At 66.8% G+C, this 13809-nt stretch carries 14 protein-coding genes; 7 read left to right on the top strand and 7 right to left on the bottom strand.

Annotated elements, in window-relative coordinates:
• The first annotated feature begins 97 nt into the window (after positions 1 to 97).
• Positions 98 to 1519, top strand: a complete 1422-nt coding sequence (hemG, locus tag D5687_RS05860; protein ID WP_125198838.1) for a protoporphyrinogen oxidase — start codon at positions 98 to 100, stop codon at positions 1517 to 1519.
• Positions 1520 to 1554: 35 nt separating this feature from the next.
• On the opposite strand, the gene D5687_RS05855 is transcribed toward hemG, so the two are convergent.
• Positions 1555 to 2061: an FxsA family protein gene (locus D5687_RS05855; protein ID WP_158611773.1), complete on the bottom strand. Its 507-nt coding sequence runs from the start codon at positions 2059 to 2061 to the stop codon at positions 1555 to 1557.
• A 215-nt stretch (positions 2062 to 2276) separates the two neighbouring features.
• Between D5687_RS05855 and cutA the strand changes: the two genes are divergently transcribed.
• From cutA to prmA, 6 genes are all read left to right on the top strand, one after another.
• Positions 2277 to 2612 carry a divalent-cation tolerance protein CutA gene (gene cutA, locus D5687_RS05850; RefSeq protein ID WP_240031431.1) on the top strand — a complete coding sequence of 112 codons (336 nt, stop codon included), beginning with the start codon at positions 2277 to 2279 and terminating at the stop codon, positions 2610 to 2612.
• Entirely contained in the window at positions 2591 to 4942 is a 2352-nt protein-coding gene (gene dsbD, locus D5687_RS05845; RefSeq protein WP_125198835.1) for a protein-disulfide reductase DsbD, read from the top strand. The genes cutA and dsbD overlap by 22 nt, the downstream gene beginning before the upstream one ends.
• 211 nt (positions 4943 to 5153) lie before the next feature.
• Positions 5154 to 5603, top strand: a complete 450-nt coding sequence (aroQ, locus tag D5687_RS05840; protein WP_125198834.1) for a type II 3-dehydroquinate dehydratase — start codon at positions 5154 to 5156, stop codon at positions 5601 to 5603.
• Positions 5604 to 5633: 30 nt separating this feature from the next.
• Entirely contained in the window at positions 5634 to 6086 is a 453-nt protein-coding gene (gene accB, locus D5687_RS05835) for an acetyl-CoA carboxylase biotin carboxyl carrier protein (RefSeq protein ID WP_125198833.1), read from the top strand.
• A 58-nt stretch (positions 6087 to 6144) separates the two neighbouring features.
• Complete coding sequence (accC, locus tag D5687_RS05830) at positions 6145 to 7488, top strand: acetyl-CoA carboxylase biotin carboxylase subunit (RefSeq protein ID WP_125198832.1); 1344 nt, start codon at positions 6145 to 6147, stop codon at positions 7486 to 7488.
• Complete coding sequence (prmA, locus tag D5687_RS05825; protein ID WP_125198831.1) at positions 7488 to 8387, top strand: 50S ribosomal protein L11 methyltransferase; 900 nt, start codon at positions 7488 to 7490, stop codon at positions 8385 to 8387. Before accC ends, prmA begins: the two co-directional genes overlap by 1 nt.
• An 8-nt stretch (positions 8388 to 8395) precedes the next feature.
• Here the strand turns inward: prmA and D5687_RS05820 are convergent, their stop codons facing one another.
• The 6 genes from D5687_RS05820 to D5687_RS11260 are packed head-to-tail and all read right to left on the bottom strand — an operon-like array spanning position 8396 to position 13654.
• Positions 8396 to 8758: a potassium channel family protein gene (locus D5687_RS05820; RefSeq protein ID WP_158611772.1), complete on the bottom strand. Its 363-nt coding sequence runs from the start codon at positions 8756 to 8758 to the stop codon at positions 8396 to 8398.
• The gene (locus tag D5687_RS05815) at positions 8718 to 9293 is read right to left on the bottom strand and encodes a hypothetical protein (protein WP_125198829.1); all 576 of its coding nucleotides are present in this window, start codon (positions 9291 to 9293) and stop codon (positions 8718 to 8720) included. The genes D5687_RS05820 and D5687_RS05815 overlap by 41 nt, the downstream gene beginning before the upstream one ends.
• The gene (locus D5687_RS05810) at positions 9283 to 10473 is read right to left on the bottom strand and encodes an FAD-dependent oxidoreductase (protein ID WP_125198828.1); all 1191 of its coding nucleotides are present in this window, start codon (positions 10471 to 10473) and stop codon (positions 9283 to 9285) included. The genes D5687_RS05815 and D5687_RS05810 overlap by 11 nt, the downstream gene beginning before the upstream one ends.
• Positions 10473 to 11696, bottom strand: coding sequence for an FAD-dependent monooxygenase (locus tag D5687_RS05805; protein WP_158611771.1), 1224 nt, complete (start codon positions 11694 to 11696; stop codon positions 10473 to 10475). Before D5687_RS05805 ends, D5687_RS05810 begins: the two co-directional genes overlap by 1 nt.
• Positions 11697 to 11715: 19 nt before the next feature.
• A complete protein-coding gene (locus tag D5687_RS05800) occupies positions 11716 to 13068 on the bottom strand; it encodes an aminopeptidase P N-terminal domain-containing protein (RefSeq protein WP_125198826.1) in 1353 nt (450 codons plus the stop codon).
• Positions 13069 to 13105: 37 nt separating this feature from the next.
• On the bottom strand, positions 13106 to 13654 hold the full coding sequence (locus D5687_RS11260) for a UPF0149 family protein (protein ID WP_158611770.1): 549 nt from the start codon (positions 13652 to 13654) through the stop codon (positions 13106 to 13108).
• Positions 13655 to 13809 lie beyond the last annotated feature (155 nt).

Raw genomic sequence — 13809 nt, 5'->3', positions numbered from 1 at the left:
ATTTGATCGAACCGGTAGAGTACACTCGAGCCCCGTACAGACATAGCAACCCAGAGCACGGCAAGCACGCGCACTTGCCCGGCCACGACGAGACGCCATGACAGCAAGCGACCACGACGCCCTCGCCAAGACGCAATCGATCGACACCCTGATCATCGGTGCGGGCGCCAGCGGGCTCGCTGCCGGCTGGGCGCTGGCGCGGGGCGGACAGCGGGTCACCGTGCTCGAGGCGGGTGACACGCCCGGCGGCAATATCCAGAGCCGCCGCGACGGGGAATGGCAGATCGAGATCGGCCCGAACACCCTGATGGTCAAACCACCGCTCTATCGGTTGCTCAGGGAACTGGATCTGACCGACGAGGCGATCTTCGCCGGCGAGGCGGGCAAGAAGCGCTATATCGCCAAGGGCAAGCGGGTGCTGGCCCTGCCCACCCATCCGCTCAATGCCCCTTTCAACCCGCTGCTCGGGCCGCGCAGCATCGGCCGCATCCTGCGCGAGCCGTGGGTGGGCCGGGGAGCGGGCGAGGAGACCCTGGCCCAATTCGTCGAGCGACGCCTCGGCCGGAACATTCTCGACTATCTGGTCGACCCGTTCGTCTCCGGCGTCTATGCCGGGGACCCGGCCCGGTTGTCCGTCCAGGCCGCCATGCCGAAACTCGCCGCCATGGAACGTGAGCACGGCTCGCTGATCCGCGGCGGACTCGCCGCCATGAAACGGGCGAAACAGGAGCGCCGCGAGGGCAACGAGCCCATGCCATCCGAATGGCGCGGCAAGCTGATCAGCTTCCCAGGCGGCATCCAGACACTCACCGACCGGCTTGCCGCCGAGATCGATGCGTCGAGCGGTGGCGCGATCGCCTGTGGCCGATGCGCACAAGCCGTTCAGTCGAGCGATGGCGGCTGGCAAGTAACCGATCAGGACGGCACGACCTGGCAGGCCAAGCGACTCGTGCTGGCCACGCCGGCACACGTGAGCGCCTCACTGCTGCGCCCGCTGGACCCGCTGCTGGCCGAACCACTCGACGAGATCGTCTACCCGCCGGTCGCCGCGGTCGCCCTGGGTTTCCCACCCGGCGTGCTGGCCCACCCGCTCGACGGCTTCGGCGTGCTGATTCCCCGACGCGAACGCCGACGGACGCTGGGCGCGCTGTTCTCCTCGACGCTGTTTCCCAACCGGGCACCGCACGGCCACAAGCTGATCACCGCCTTTATCGGCGGGCGACAGGACCCCGACGCATTGGAGATGAGCGATGCCGATTTGGCCCGCCAGGTCGGCAAGGACCTGGGCGACTTGCTTGGCATCGAGGGAGAGCCGGTCTGGCAGCGCGTCAGTCGCTGGCCGCGCGCGATCCCACAGTACGAGCTGGGCCATCTGGCCCGGATCGAGCGGCTCGATCAGGCACTCGAGAACCACCCCGGCCTGTCGCTGATCGGCAACTGGCGCGAGGGCATCGCCGTGGGTGACTGCCTCGAGAACGGCCAGGCACTGGCCAGACGGATTCTCGACGGCAAAGGCTGAACGACTACCGCGTCAACGCGGCAGCAAAGCGCTCGCTAGTCACGATCGCGCTCGCGATCGAGTCGTCGCGGATCACGTGGCTCGTCCCGCCGGATGTCGTCCGGGTCGGCATCGTAGACATTGCCGTCTGCGCCGGGACCGAACGGCCCCTGCGGCCCGGTACCGAACCCGCCACGCTCGACCACGACCTGCTGCATCTTCCCGGCAAGCCACGCGCCAAACGCCAGTCGCCGCAGGAACGGCGTGACCAGCACCAATCCCAACAGGTCGGTTAGCGGCCCCGGCAACAGCAGCAGCAACCCGCCGAGGAAATTGGCCGCCACGCCCAGTCCGTCGATCTGCCCCCGACCGGTGGCCGCGACGTCACGCTGGGCGCGTGCCATGGCATTGGGCCCGGCAGTGCGCATCAGCCACGCGCCCCAGACACCGGTGGCGACGATCCACAGCAGCGTGACGAGAAACCCCATGGCCGCGCCCATCGCGATCAGGAGCACCAGCTCCACGAGGGGTAGAAAGAGGATGAATCCGGACAGTTTTCGCATGACTTCTCGGGATTGAGATGGATTTGTTTGCCGTCTAACGATTGCAGCGCTAGGCTTCCTGTCGTCAACCGGTTGGCATTTTCGGTCCATCGGGCGATCGCGGGTCGAGCCACAGACGCCCCGCGGAACTCGCCGCCCACCAGGTGGACCAAGGCCGGGCCGGCTGAAACGTGTAAGGACGAACAGCGACTCAACGAGCCGACGCAATCACGATAATGACGATCGAGCAAAGCACAATAGCACTGGTCATCACCACACTGGACGACCCTCGCGCGGCCGACGAACTCAGCGCTCGCTTGCTGGCCGATGGGCTAGTGGCCTGCGTGAACATCGTCGGCCCGGTCCGCTCGGCCTACCACTGGCAGGGCGAGCTGTGCCGCGACGAGGAATACCAGCTGCACATGAAGACCAGCCTCGAGCGTATCGACGACCTCAAGGACGCGATCGAGCAATTCCACCCCTACGACTGCCCCGAGGTGGTCATCCTGCCAGCCGAAAGCAGCCAGTCTTATTCCGAATGGGTTCAGCAATGCGTTCAAACCACTCCCTGACCGCACCGTGGGTGCGAATCGCCGCCTTCCTGCTTGTCACCGTCGCGCTTGCCTGGCAGACGGCGGCAAACGCCCAGCCCGAACTGCTGGGGCCGGAAGAGGCCTTCGGCGTCGAGGCCAACCATGACGATGGTGAACTGCGCCTCGATTTCCGCGTGGTCGAAGGTTACCACCTCTATCAGGACAAGTTGAAGATCAACGGTGGCGACGGGGTCGAACTGGGTGACGCGCAACTTCCCGAGGCGGTGATCGACGACGACCCGGTCTTCGGCGAAACCCTCGTCTACAAGGAGGACTTCACCGCCCGCGTACCAATCGAATCCGCGTCCGGCGGCGAGGCGACGGTCACGGTCGAATACCAGGGCTGCTCCGACATCCACGGGGTCTGTTACCCACCCGAGACCCACGAGCTCACCGTGGACCTGCCCCAGACCGGCGCCGACAGCCCGGCCGAAGAAGTGTCCGAGTCCGGGGCCAACTCCCGCGATGGCGGCATCAGCCTGGGCAGCTTCGGTGGCAGCAGCAACGAGCCGATGGACCCCGAAGAGGCGTTCGTCCCCGAGGTGATCGTCGATGACGGGAGCGTGTTCGTCCGCTTCGATATCACGCCCGAGTACTACCTGTACCGTGATCGCACCAAGGCCGCCGTCGGCGAAGGCGCGGAAATTCAAGCTGCCTACATCGGCGAGGGCGAGCGCAAGGACGATCCGAATTTCGGCACCGTCTGGGTCTTCCACGACCAGCTGGAAACCGAACTGTCGATCGACGCCGACGCCCCCTACACACTGGTGATCGGCTACCAGGGTTGCGCGGACATGGGCCTGTGCTACCCGCCGATGGAGAAGGCCTGGCGGATCGATCCGGCCTCGGGGGACGCCGAGCGCCTCGACGAGGTGCCGGGCGATACCGGTGAACTGACGCCGCTGGAAGAGATGGACTCGCTCGGCGACGATCGTGGCCAAGCACCGGCCGGCAACGGCGCGTCGACCGACACCGCCACCGAGGCCGCCGCCCCGGCGGGCTCGGAGACCGACATGATCACCCAGCGCCTGATCGATGGCAGCCCTTGGGCGATCATCCTGGGCTTCCTCATCTTTGGTCTACTGCTCGCGTTCACTCCCTGCGTCTTCCCGATGATCCCGATCCTTTCGGGCATCATCGCCGGCCAGGGCGAGCACATCACCACCCGCAAGGCCTTCGTGCTATCGGTGGTTTACGTGCTGGCGATGGCCGTCACCTACACGGTTGCCGGCGTGCTGGCCGGTCTGTTCGGCGCCAACCTGCAGGCGGCCTTCCAGAACCCCTGGGTACTGAGCGTGTTCGCCGCGATCTTCGTCGCACTGGCCATGTCGATGTTCGGCTTCTTCGAGCTGCAACTGCCCTCCTCGATCCAGTCGCGCATCATGCAGGCGCAGAATCGCCAGCAGGGCGGCACGCTCACCGGGGTGGCCGTGATGGGCTTCCTCTCGGCGCTGATCGTCGGCCCCTGCATGGCCCCGCCGCTGGCCGGCGCCCTGATCTACATCGGCCAGACGGGTGATGCCGTCGTCGGTGGCCTGGCGTTGTTCGCCCTGTCGATCGGCATGGGTCTGCCACTGATCCTCGTCGGCACACTCGGCGGCAAGTACATGCCCAGGGCCGGCGGCTGGATGGATGCGGTCAAGGCCGTGTTCGGCGTGGTGCTGCTGGGCGTGGCGATCTGGATGCTCGAGCGCTTCCTGCCACCGGCCGTCACCCAGCTCATGTGGGCCGCGCTGCTGATCGCCTCGGCGGTCTACATGGGGGCGACCGAATCGCTGCGTGAAGCCGCCTCGGGCTGGTTGCGCCTGTGGAAGTCGCTGGGTCTGGTGCTGCTACTCTGGGGCGCCCTGATGCTGATCGGGGTTGCCGCCGGGGCCAAGGGCACGGCGTTTGCGCCACTGGCCGGCCTGTCACTGGGCGGCGGTGGCGGCCAGGTTGCCGAACTCGAGTTCCGCATGATCGACAACGAGCAGGAACTTGACGAGGCGCTCGAACAGGCCAAGGCCGCCGGTCAGCCGGTGATGCTCGATTTCTACGCCGACTGGTGCATCTCCTGCAAGGAGATGGAGCACAACACCTTCAGCGATCCGCGCGTGATCGAGGAGTTGAGCGGCTTTCTGGTGTTGCAGGCCGACGTGACCGCCAACAACGCCGACCACAAGGCATTGCTCAAGCGTTTCGACCTGTACGGACCGCCGGGGATCATCTTCTGGGATGCCTCGGGTGAGCGGGTGCGTCAGCACTGGGTGGTCGGGTATCAGCCACCCGACGAGTTCCTCGGCCACGTCACGGCCGTCTCCAACCGCTGATCGATATCGAGCCCCGCCTTCGCGGGGCTCTTTGCTTATCCGGGGTATAACTTCGTGAAAAATCCGCCAATGAGTGGCGATTGACAAAAAACCGACGCCGAACACGTGACTTCGTCACCCCCAACCGGCACAATGCGGGAAATCATTGACTCGTCGGGCACTGACCCGGCGGGGACACGGTTATTCCGCCCGTCGACGAGAGCGAGTCTCCATGAAACGGATCCTGGTACTCAACGGCCCCAACCTCAATCGGCTCGGCACCCGCGAGCCCGAGCGCTACGGGCGGCTGACGCTGGCCGATATCGGCCAACGCCTCGACCGGGCGGCCGAGGGACAAGGGGCGGTGCTGGAACACTTCCAGAGCAATCACGAGGGAGAGGCCATCGACCGGCTGCACCGTGCGGCCGACGATGGGGTGGACGGGGTGCTGATCAACCCCGGCGCCTGGACCCACACCAGCGTCGCCCTGCGGGATGCCCTGCTCGCCATCGACCGTCCGTTCATCGAGATTCATCTTTCCAACATTCACGCCCGCGAGTCCTTCCGGCAGCATTCCTATTTCTCGGATGTGGCCGTCGGCAGCATCGTCGGGCTGGGTGCGCTGGGCTACGAACTGGCCCTGACCGCCCTGATCGCTCATCTGGACAGCCCGTCCGCCTGATTCGCACGCACAACGCAAGAGACCCACGTCATGGATATCCGCAAGGTCAAGAAACTGATCGAACTGCTCGAGGAATCGGGCGTCGCCGAAATCGAGATCAAAGAGGGCGAGGAGTCGGTTCGCATTTCGCGTCACTCCCAGCAGCCGCCGATGATGCAGGCCGCGGCGCCGGCGCACGCCCCGCAACCGGCCGCCCCGGCACCAGCCGCGTCAGGCGAGCCGGCACCCAGCGAGGCGCCGGAGGCCCGCGGAAAGACCATCAATTCGCCGATGGTAGGCACCTTCTATCGAGCCTCTTCTCCCGATTCCAGCCCCTTCGTCGAGGTGGGCACCACCGTCAGCAAGGGCGACACCATCTGCATCATCGAGGCGATGAAGATGTTCAACCAGATCGAGGCCGAGGTTGACGGCACGATCAAGGACATCCTGGTGGAAAATGGCCAGCCGGTGGAATACGACCAGCCGCTGTTCGTGATCGAGTAAGGCCCCGCCTGCCCGACCCACATCCAGCCGCTTTCGTCTTCCCAGGAGTTTTCCCAAGATGCTGAACAAGGTCCTGATCGCCAACCGCGGCGAGATCGCGCTGCGCATTCTGCGCGCCTGCCGCGAACTCGACATCGGCACGGTGGCCGTCCATTCCACTGCCGACCGTGATCTCAAGCACGTCCGCCTGGCCGACGAGTCGGTCTGCATCGGCGGCCCCCGGTCCAACGAGTCCTACCTGAACGTGCCGGCGTTGATCGCCGCCGCCGAACTGACCGACTCCTCGGCCATCCACCCCGGCTATGGCTTTCTTTCCGAGAACGCCGACTTCGCCGAGCGGGTCGAGGAATCGGGCTTCATCTTCATCGGCCCGACCGCCGAGTCCATTCGCATGATGGGCGACAAGGTCACCGCCAAGGAGACCATGCGTGCCGCCGGGGTGCCCTGCGTACCCGGTTCGGAAGGCGCGCTGACCGACGATCCGGACGAGAACCATCGGCTGGCACGCGAGATCGGCTACCCGGTGATCATCAAGGCGGCCGGTGGCGGGGGCGGCCGGGGCATGCGTGTCGTGCATACCGAGGCGCACCTGCACCACGCCATCGAGATGACCAAGAGCGAAGCGGGGGCGGCCTTCGGCAACCCCGAGGTCTACATGGAGAAGTTCCTCGAGCACCCGCGTCACATCGAGGTGCAGATGCTCTCCGATGGCCAGGGAAACGCCATCCACCTGGGTGAGCGCGACTGCTCGATGCAGCGCCGCCACCAGAAGGTGATCGAGGAGGCGCCGGCCCCGGGCATTACCGCCGAGCAACGGGCCGAAATCGGGGAGGTCTGCGTCGCGGCCTGCAAGCGCATGAACTACCGTGGCGCGGGTACCTTCGAGTTCCTGTACGAGAACGGCGAGTTCTACTTCATCGAGATGAACACCCGCCTACAGGTCGAGCACCCGGTCACCGAGATGGTCACCGGCATCGATCTGGTCAAGGAACAACTGGCGATCGCCGCCGGCATCCCGCTGCAGCTGACCCAGGACCAAGTGGAATTCCGCGGTCACGCCGTGGAATGCCGCATCAACGCCGAGGATCCGGCCACCTTCGCACCCAGCCCCGGCAAGATCACCAACCTGCACTTCCCGGGCGGGCTGGGTGTGCGGGTCGACTCGCACATCTACAACGGCTACTCGGTACCGCCGTTCTACGACTCGATGATCGGCAAGCTGATCACCCACGCCGGTGATCGCGAGGCGGCCATCCGTCGGATGCACGGGGCGCTCGAGGAAATGCTGATCGACGGCATCAAGACCAACATCCCGCTGCACCGCGAGCTGATGATGGACGCGAACTTCATTGCTGGCGGCATGGACATCCACTTCCTGCACAAGCGCCTCGGGATTTCCTGATGGCGAATGAGTGGCAGCACCTCTGGCTCGAGGTGCCGCGCGACGACGTCGAGGCGGTCGAGGACGCCTTGCTGGCCGCCGGCGCGCTGTCGGTGACCCTGGAAGAACTCGGTGACGAGCCGGTGCTGGAACCGCAACCGGGCGAGTCGCCGTTGTGGGCCGAGACCCGGGTGGTCGGTTTGTTCACGGGCGATGTCTCGCCGGCGATGATCGTCGGCACCCTGCACGGGCTGCTGCGCCCTGCCCTGCTTGACCGGCTGGGTCACTCGATTTTCGACGAGGAAGACTGGGTGCGTCGTACCCAAGCGGACTTCGCCGCCATGCCGATCGGCGATCGGCTGGTGATCGAGCCGGCCTGGGAAGACAGCACCGCACCGGTCGGCCGCCTGCCCATCCGGCTCGACCCGGGCCTAGCCTTCGGCACAGGCAAACACGAGACCACGCGCCTGTGCCTGGAATGGCTGGAATCGCAGGAGATCACCGGACAGCACTGGCTGGATGCCGGCTGCGGTTCGGGGATACTGGCCATCGCCGCGCTGCGTCTGGGCGCGGGCCAGGTCGACGGCACCGACATCGATCCGCAGGCGCTCACAGCCAGCCGCGGCAACGCCGAACTCAACGACATCGACCCCGCCCGCTTCTCGCTGTATCTCGCCGAGGAGTATCCCGCCGACCGACAAGTCGACGGACTGCTGGCGAACATCCTCGCCCCGACCCTGATCGAACTCGCCCCGATGCTGAGCCGGCACCTCAAGCCAGGCGCCCGCTTTGCGCTGTCCGGCATCCTCACGCATCAGGCCGATGCCGTCGCCGCCGCCTGGACGGCTGCCGGCAACGAGGTCACCACGTTCCGGGAACTGGGGGACTGGGCACTGGTGGCGGGCCGCCGGCCGGGCTGAGTCGGGGACTATCGCCCCGGTGGTTCGTGATCCATGCCGTTGTCGGCTCCGCGATCCTCCTGGTCCTTTCTCGCCGCCAGATCGTGCTCCAACAAGGCCTCGATCCGGTCGAGCCGATGCAGGATCTGCATGTCGATGCGCTCCTCGTCCTGACTGCTCGCCTCCATTCTCAGGCCGACGAGAAAAGCGGCGGTCGAGGCACTGATCAGGGCCAACCAGACCACCGCCACGCCGACGAAGACAAAACCCATCGCCCGGGCGGCGTCGGTCTGCGGTACGAGGTCGCCATAGCCGACCGTCGACAAGGTGACCAGCGCCCACCAGGCCCCGTCACTGAAATCGTCGAAGGTCTGCGGGTCCAGCACGGGCATGAGTGACCCCGCCAGCACCAGCAGGAATGCCGTCATCAGGCCGATGGCAAAGAACACGTGCCGGCCCAGCTCGCGAAAATAGCGACGCCCGAGAAAGCGCTGTAATCACGACCAGCAAGACACGCAGCAAGCGCAGACCCAGCAGGAAGGCCACGGCCTCGATCAGGATCAACGGCACACCAATGGCCACTACGGCCACCAGCAACCAGTTGCTCTTGAGATAGAAAACCTTGTCCTTGACCAGGGCGAGCAGAATCAACTGCTCGACCAAAAAAAAGCCCCAGATCAACAGGTCGACCCAGAACCCCTGTCCTACAGCAACCTGGCCGGTATGTTCGAGATACCACTGCACCGGAATCCACAGGGAAATCAGCAGCAGGGGCAACTCGAGACGGACCGCCCATCGCTGGGCCACGTGACTCTCGTGATCGGCCACCCCGGCAATGCCGAGCAGCCGCGTGAATCGTACGCCCCAGCTGATCAGCAGCCTCGCCGTGTGCTTTTCGGGCGACTCGAAGAGCGGTTTATCCGCCAAGGCGCTGGCCTCCCGCCATCCGGGTCATCCAGCGGCGCAAGGGCGGCACACCGGCCACCACCTGGGTCGCGGCGGTGCGGGCGGCGACCGTCAGCGGGTCGCGGCGACGATAGCCCCAGTCAAAACCGTCCATCAGCGACTGGACCAGCTGGTTGTCCGCGCGCCGACGCCGCTCGTAGGCACGCGCCAGTCGCGCATCCCCCATGCCTCGATCGCCCAAGGAGGCGACGACCGTCACCAACGCCTCGACGTCGGCAAAGCCGAGGTTCGCCCCCTGCCCGGCCAGCGGGTGAATGGCGTGTGCCGCATCGCCGACCAGCAACACCCGATCGGCCCAGTAGCGGTGGGCATGCAGGCGCCGGATCGGGAACCACGCCTGCCCGGCCACGCGCGTGATCTCACCGAGCTCATCCGGAAACGCGGCCATCGCCGCGTCACGTAGTGCCTCGGGCGAGAGCGCGTGCCGGGCGCGCACCCGCTCGGGGGCGTCGTACCAGACCAGCGACCCGCGTGCACCGGCAAGCGGCAGGAAGGCCTGCGGGCCGTCCGGGGTGAATCGCTGCCAGGTGATGTCCTGCTGCGGGTAGTCCGTCTCGACCGAGAGGATCTGGGCGGCGACCGAGTAATCGCGGCTGGTCGCGCCGATGCCCGACGTCTCGCGTACCCAGGAGCGTTGCCCGTCGGCCCCAATGACCAAATCGGCGCGCAACTCGCGACCGTCAGCCAGGGTCAGGCTCACGTCACGGTCGCGCACCACGAGGGACTGAGGTTGGCTGCCGGTGAGGCATTCGACGTTGTCGAACTCGCGCAATCGCGACCACAACGCCAGCTGCACCCGGCGATTCTCGACGATGTAACCCAGATAGGGCCGCCCCACCTCGGCGGCGTCGAAGGTCAGGTCACCCGGCCCGGCGGCGTCGAAGACCCGCATGCGTCGATAGAGCGCGGCACGCTCTGCGCGAATGCTCGACCAGGCGCCCAGCCGATCGAGCAGCGCGATACTCGCCGGGGCGAGAGCCGAGACCCGCAGGTCGAAGGGGTCATCACCGCCAAGCGGTGCAGGCGGTTCGCGCTCGATCAGGGCGACATCGAGGTCATCCCGCGCCAATGCCAGCGCCGCGGCAGCACCCACCATGCCGCCACCGACGACGATCACGTCCACCTGGTGCACGGCCGACATCAGGCGATCCCCCGTGTGGCCCGCACCAGGCGATTCTTGAAGGGCAGCAGGCCATCGAAGAGCGACAGGGTCCCACCGCGCAGGTGGCCGAGGCCCGGCAAATCCAGGGAAAAACCGCGCACCAGCCCGTCGGTCAGGCCGATGGTGCGCCGATAGTCGGACTGACGCAGCGAACGGTAGCGCTCGAGCCGTTCCGGATCACCCGGGTCGACCGGGGCACCGCGGTCGGCACGCAATACCCGGGCGAGATCGCGGATGTCACGCAGGCAGAGATTGAAACCCTGACCGGCGACCGGATGCAGGGCGTGGGCGGCATTGCCCAGCACCACCAGCCGGTCGGCGACCGGCTCGTTCGCGGTCACGAGGGTCAGCGGATACTGACCTCGCGGCGTGAGTGCCGATAAGCCGCCCAGACGATGGCCGAAGGTCTCATCCACCGCCTCGGCGAAGGCCTTGTCATCCAGCGTGGCCAGCCGTTCGGCCTCGGCACGGCGCGCCACCCAGACCAGCGAGACCCGACCCTCGGCCGCCGGCAGCACCGCCAGCGGACCGCCGGTGGTAAAACACTCGAACGCCACCCCGTCGTGCGGACGCGCCGGCATGCCCGTGGCCACCGTGGCCACCTGGCCGTATTCGCGACGGGTGACGGCCATATCCGTGCGTTCGCGCACCGCCGACTCCGCGCCGTCCGCGGCCACCACCAGGCGCGCGCGCCGGTTGAGCGTTCCGTGATCGTCGTGGTGGATCTCGACGGTCACGCCGTCGGCGTCGGTTGCATGCTGGCGATAACACGCCGGGCGATGGTACCGAACGCTACCCTCGCCCGTCGGCGGCTCGGCCAGCAGGGATTCGAGCCGCTCGCCCAGCGCCTGGTTGGGCATGACGTAGCCCAGCGCCTCGACGCCGGCCGACCGAGCGGTGATCCGGGTCAGGCCGAAGTGACCGCGGTCGAATACCCGCACCTCGCGGATGCGCTCGGCGGCCGCGGCCAGCGGCGCATCGATCAGGCCAAGCGTGTCCAGATACTGCCAACCGGCATCGGCCACCGCGGTCAGGCGCCGGTCGAAGCTGGCCGACTCGTCGGGACGGCGCGGCTCGATCACCTCGACCGACCAGCCGTCGGCGGACAGGGCACGCGCCAGCACACCGCCCACCATGCCGCCGCCGACGATCATCACGTCGGTGTCGAATGGTTGGAGGCGTTCGGCCGCTGCGCGGGTCATGGTCGGATTCACTCCCGGTCTACTCGATTGGTTGGCTGACCGGATCGCGGCGCCCGGCGAACAGGGCCTCGATCGCGTCGATTTCCTTGGGCACCCCGCGGGTGAGCACATCATGCCCGTCCTCGGTCACCAGCACGTCGTCCTCGATGCGAATACCGATGCCGCGATATTCCTCGGGTGCCTCCGACTGGGGGTCGACGTAGATGCCCGGCTCGACGGTCATCACCATGCCCGGCTCGAGTTCGCGCCAGTCGCCATCGACGCGATAGCCGCCGACGTCGTGGACGTCCGAACCCAGCCAGTGGCCGGTGCGGTGCATGAAGTAGCTGCGATAGCGCCCGGCCTCGATCGCCTCGTCGACCGGCCCCTCGATCAGGCCGAGCTCGATCAGCCCTTCCGTGATCACGCGCACGGCGGCCTGATGCGGGGCATCGAAGGACACGCCGGGGGCGATCGCCTCGATCGCGGCGAGTTGTGCGTCGAGCACCAGTTGGTAGAGCGCGCGCTGGGGCTTGCTGAAGGTGCCACTGACGGGCCAGGTGCGGGTGATGTCACCGGCGTAGTAATCGACCTCCGCGCCGGCGTCGATCAGCACCAGGTCACCGTCTTTCAATTCCGCGGCATTGGCCCGGTAGTGCAGCACGCAGGCGTTCTCGCCGCCGGCGACGATCGGGGCGAACGAGGGCTCGCCGTGCGCGCTGGCGAACACCTTTTGCAGGATCGCGGCGATCTCGAACTCGAACAGCCCGGCGTGCACCCCGCGGGCGGCGGCCAGGTGGGCCTCGACCGACACGGCTGCCGCCCGGCGCAGCCGGTCGATCTCCTGCGCCGACTTGATCAGGCGTTGCTCGTGGATCGGCCCGGCGACGTCCTTGATCGTTTCCGGCGGCTGAACGCCCGCCCGGGCGCCACGGCGCAGCTCGTCGAACCAACCCAGCGCACGGAGCACCCAGTCGTGCTCGTCGAACGGCAGGTAGAGCTTGTTGTAGCCCTTGAGCAGCTCGGGCAGCCGCTCGTCGATCTCGTCGATGCCGAAGGCCTGGTCGATCCCCAGCGCGGCCGGGGCTCGCTCCGTGCCGAGCTGCGGGCCTTCCCAGCGTTCGCGTTCGGGATCACGCGGATGGACGAAGGCGATCACCTCGCCCTCGGGGCGCTTGGGACAGATCAGCAACAGGGCATCGGGTTCGGCCAGACCGCTGAGGTAGTAGAAGTCGCTCGACTGGCGGAAGGGCCACGGATTGTCGTGGTTGCGCTGCTGTTCCACGGCCGCCGGCACGATGGCGGCGCTGCGCTTGCCGATGGCCTTGATCAGGCGCTTGCGGCGGCGTTGGTACTCACGGCGCTCGGTCGGGGAAGGGCCGATCAATTGCATTTCGTCGCTCGTGGTCTGGATTGCGGTGTCGTCGAGGCTACTGCAGGCGTTGCGAGCCGGCCGTCTCGGGGATCGGCGGGTGCAATTGCAGGTACATCACCAGCAGCGCGGAGCTGAGGTATTCCTCGATCTGGTGAATGTCGAAGGCATCGTCCTCGGTCTTGACCGACTCGGGGTCGAGTTGGGCGATATCGCCCAGATCGTCAAACACCTCGCGGGCGTCATCCCCGAGCGCCCGCCGGGCGGGGCCGTTCTCGATCGCGTAGCCGTAGAGCACGCCCTGGGCGAAATCGATCAATCCCTCGACCTGCGTCTTGAGGCTCGTTTCCTCATCGGGCAGCACCAGGTCAAGGCCGAGGTTGTCGGCGGTAGTGACCTGCTCGACCAGGCGCTGGTAGAGCTCCGAAAGCGCGGACGGCGGCGCCTGCGGCGGCTGGTCTTCCTCGACCAGTTCGGCCAGCCAGCGCGACTCCTCGGCCGGGCCGCCACCGATCCACATGCCGATCAATACCCCGTGTGCCTCGGCCGGATTGGCCAGCGCGCCGATGGAGTCGAGTGCCTGCTGGAGTCGTTGATATTCCGTCATTACGCGTCCCGTTGCCTGTTCGCCGGTTCGTGTGGGGTCGTTGCGGCCGGAGCCCGTGAATGGGCACATTGTCACCGCTATGCCGGGCAAATGATAGACTGCCGCCGGAGATCCGGGCGCTCGCGCGCCTGTCTTCCGGGCTGCGGCCCACCCGT

This window comes from Guyparkeria sp. SCN-R1 (assembly GCF_003932495.1).
Lineage (GTDB): Bacteria > Pseudomonadota > Gammaproteobacteria > Halothiobacillales > Halothiobacillaceae > Guyparkeria.
The sequence above is the reverse complement of the archived record's forward strand: the minus strand, read 5'-3'. Positions and strand labels throughout refer to the sequence as shown.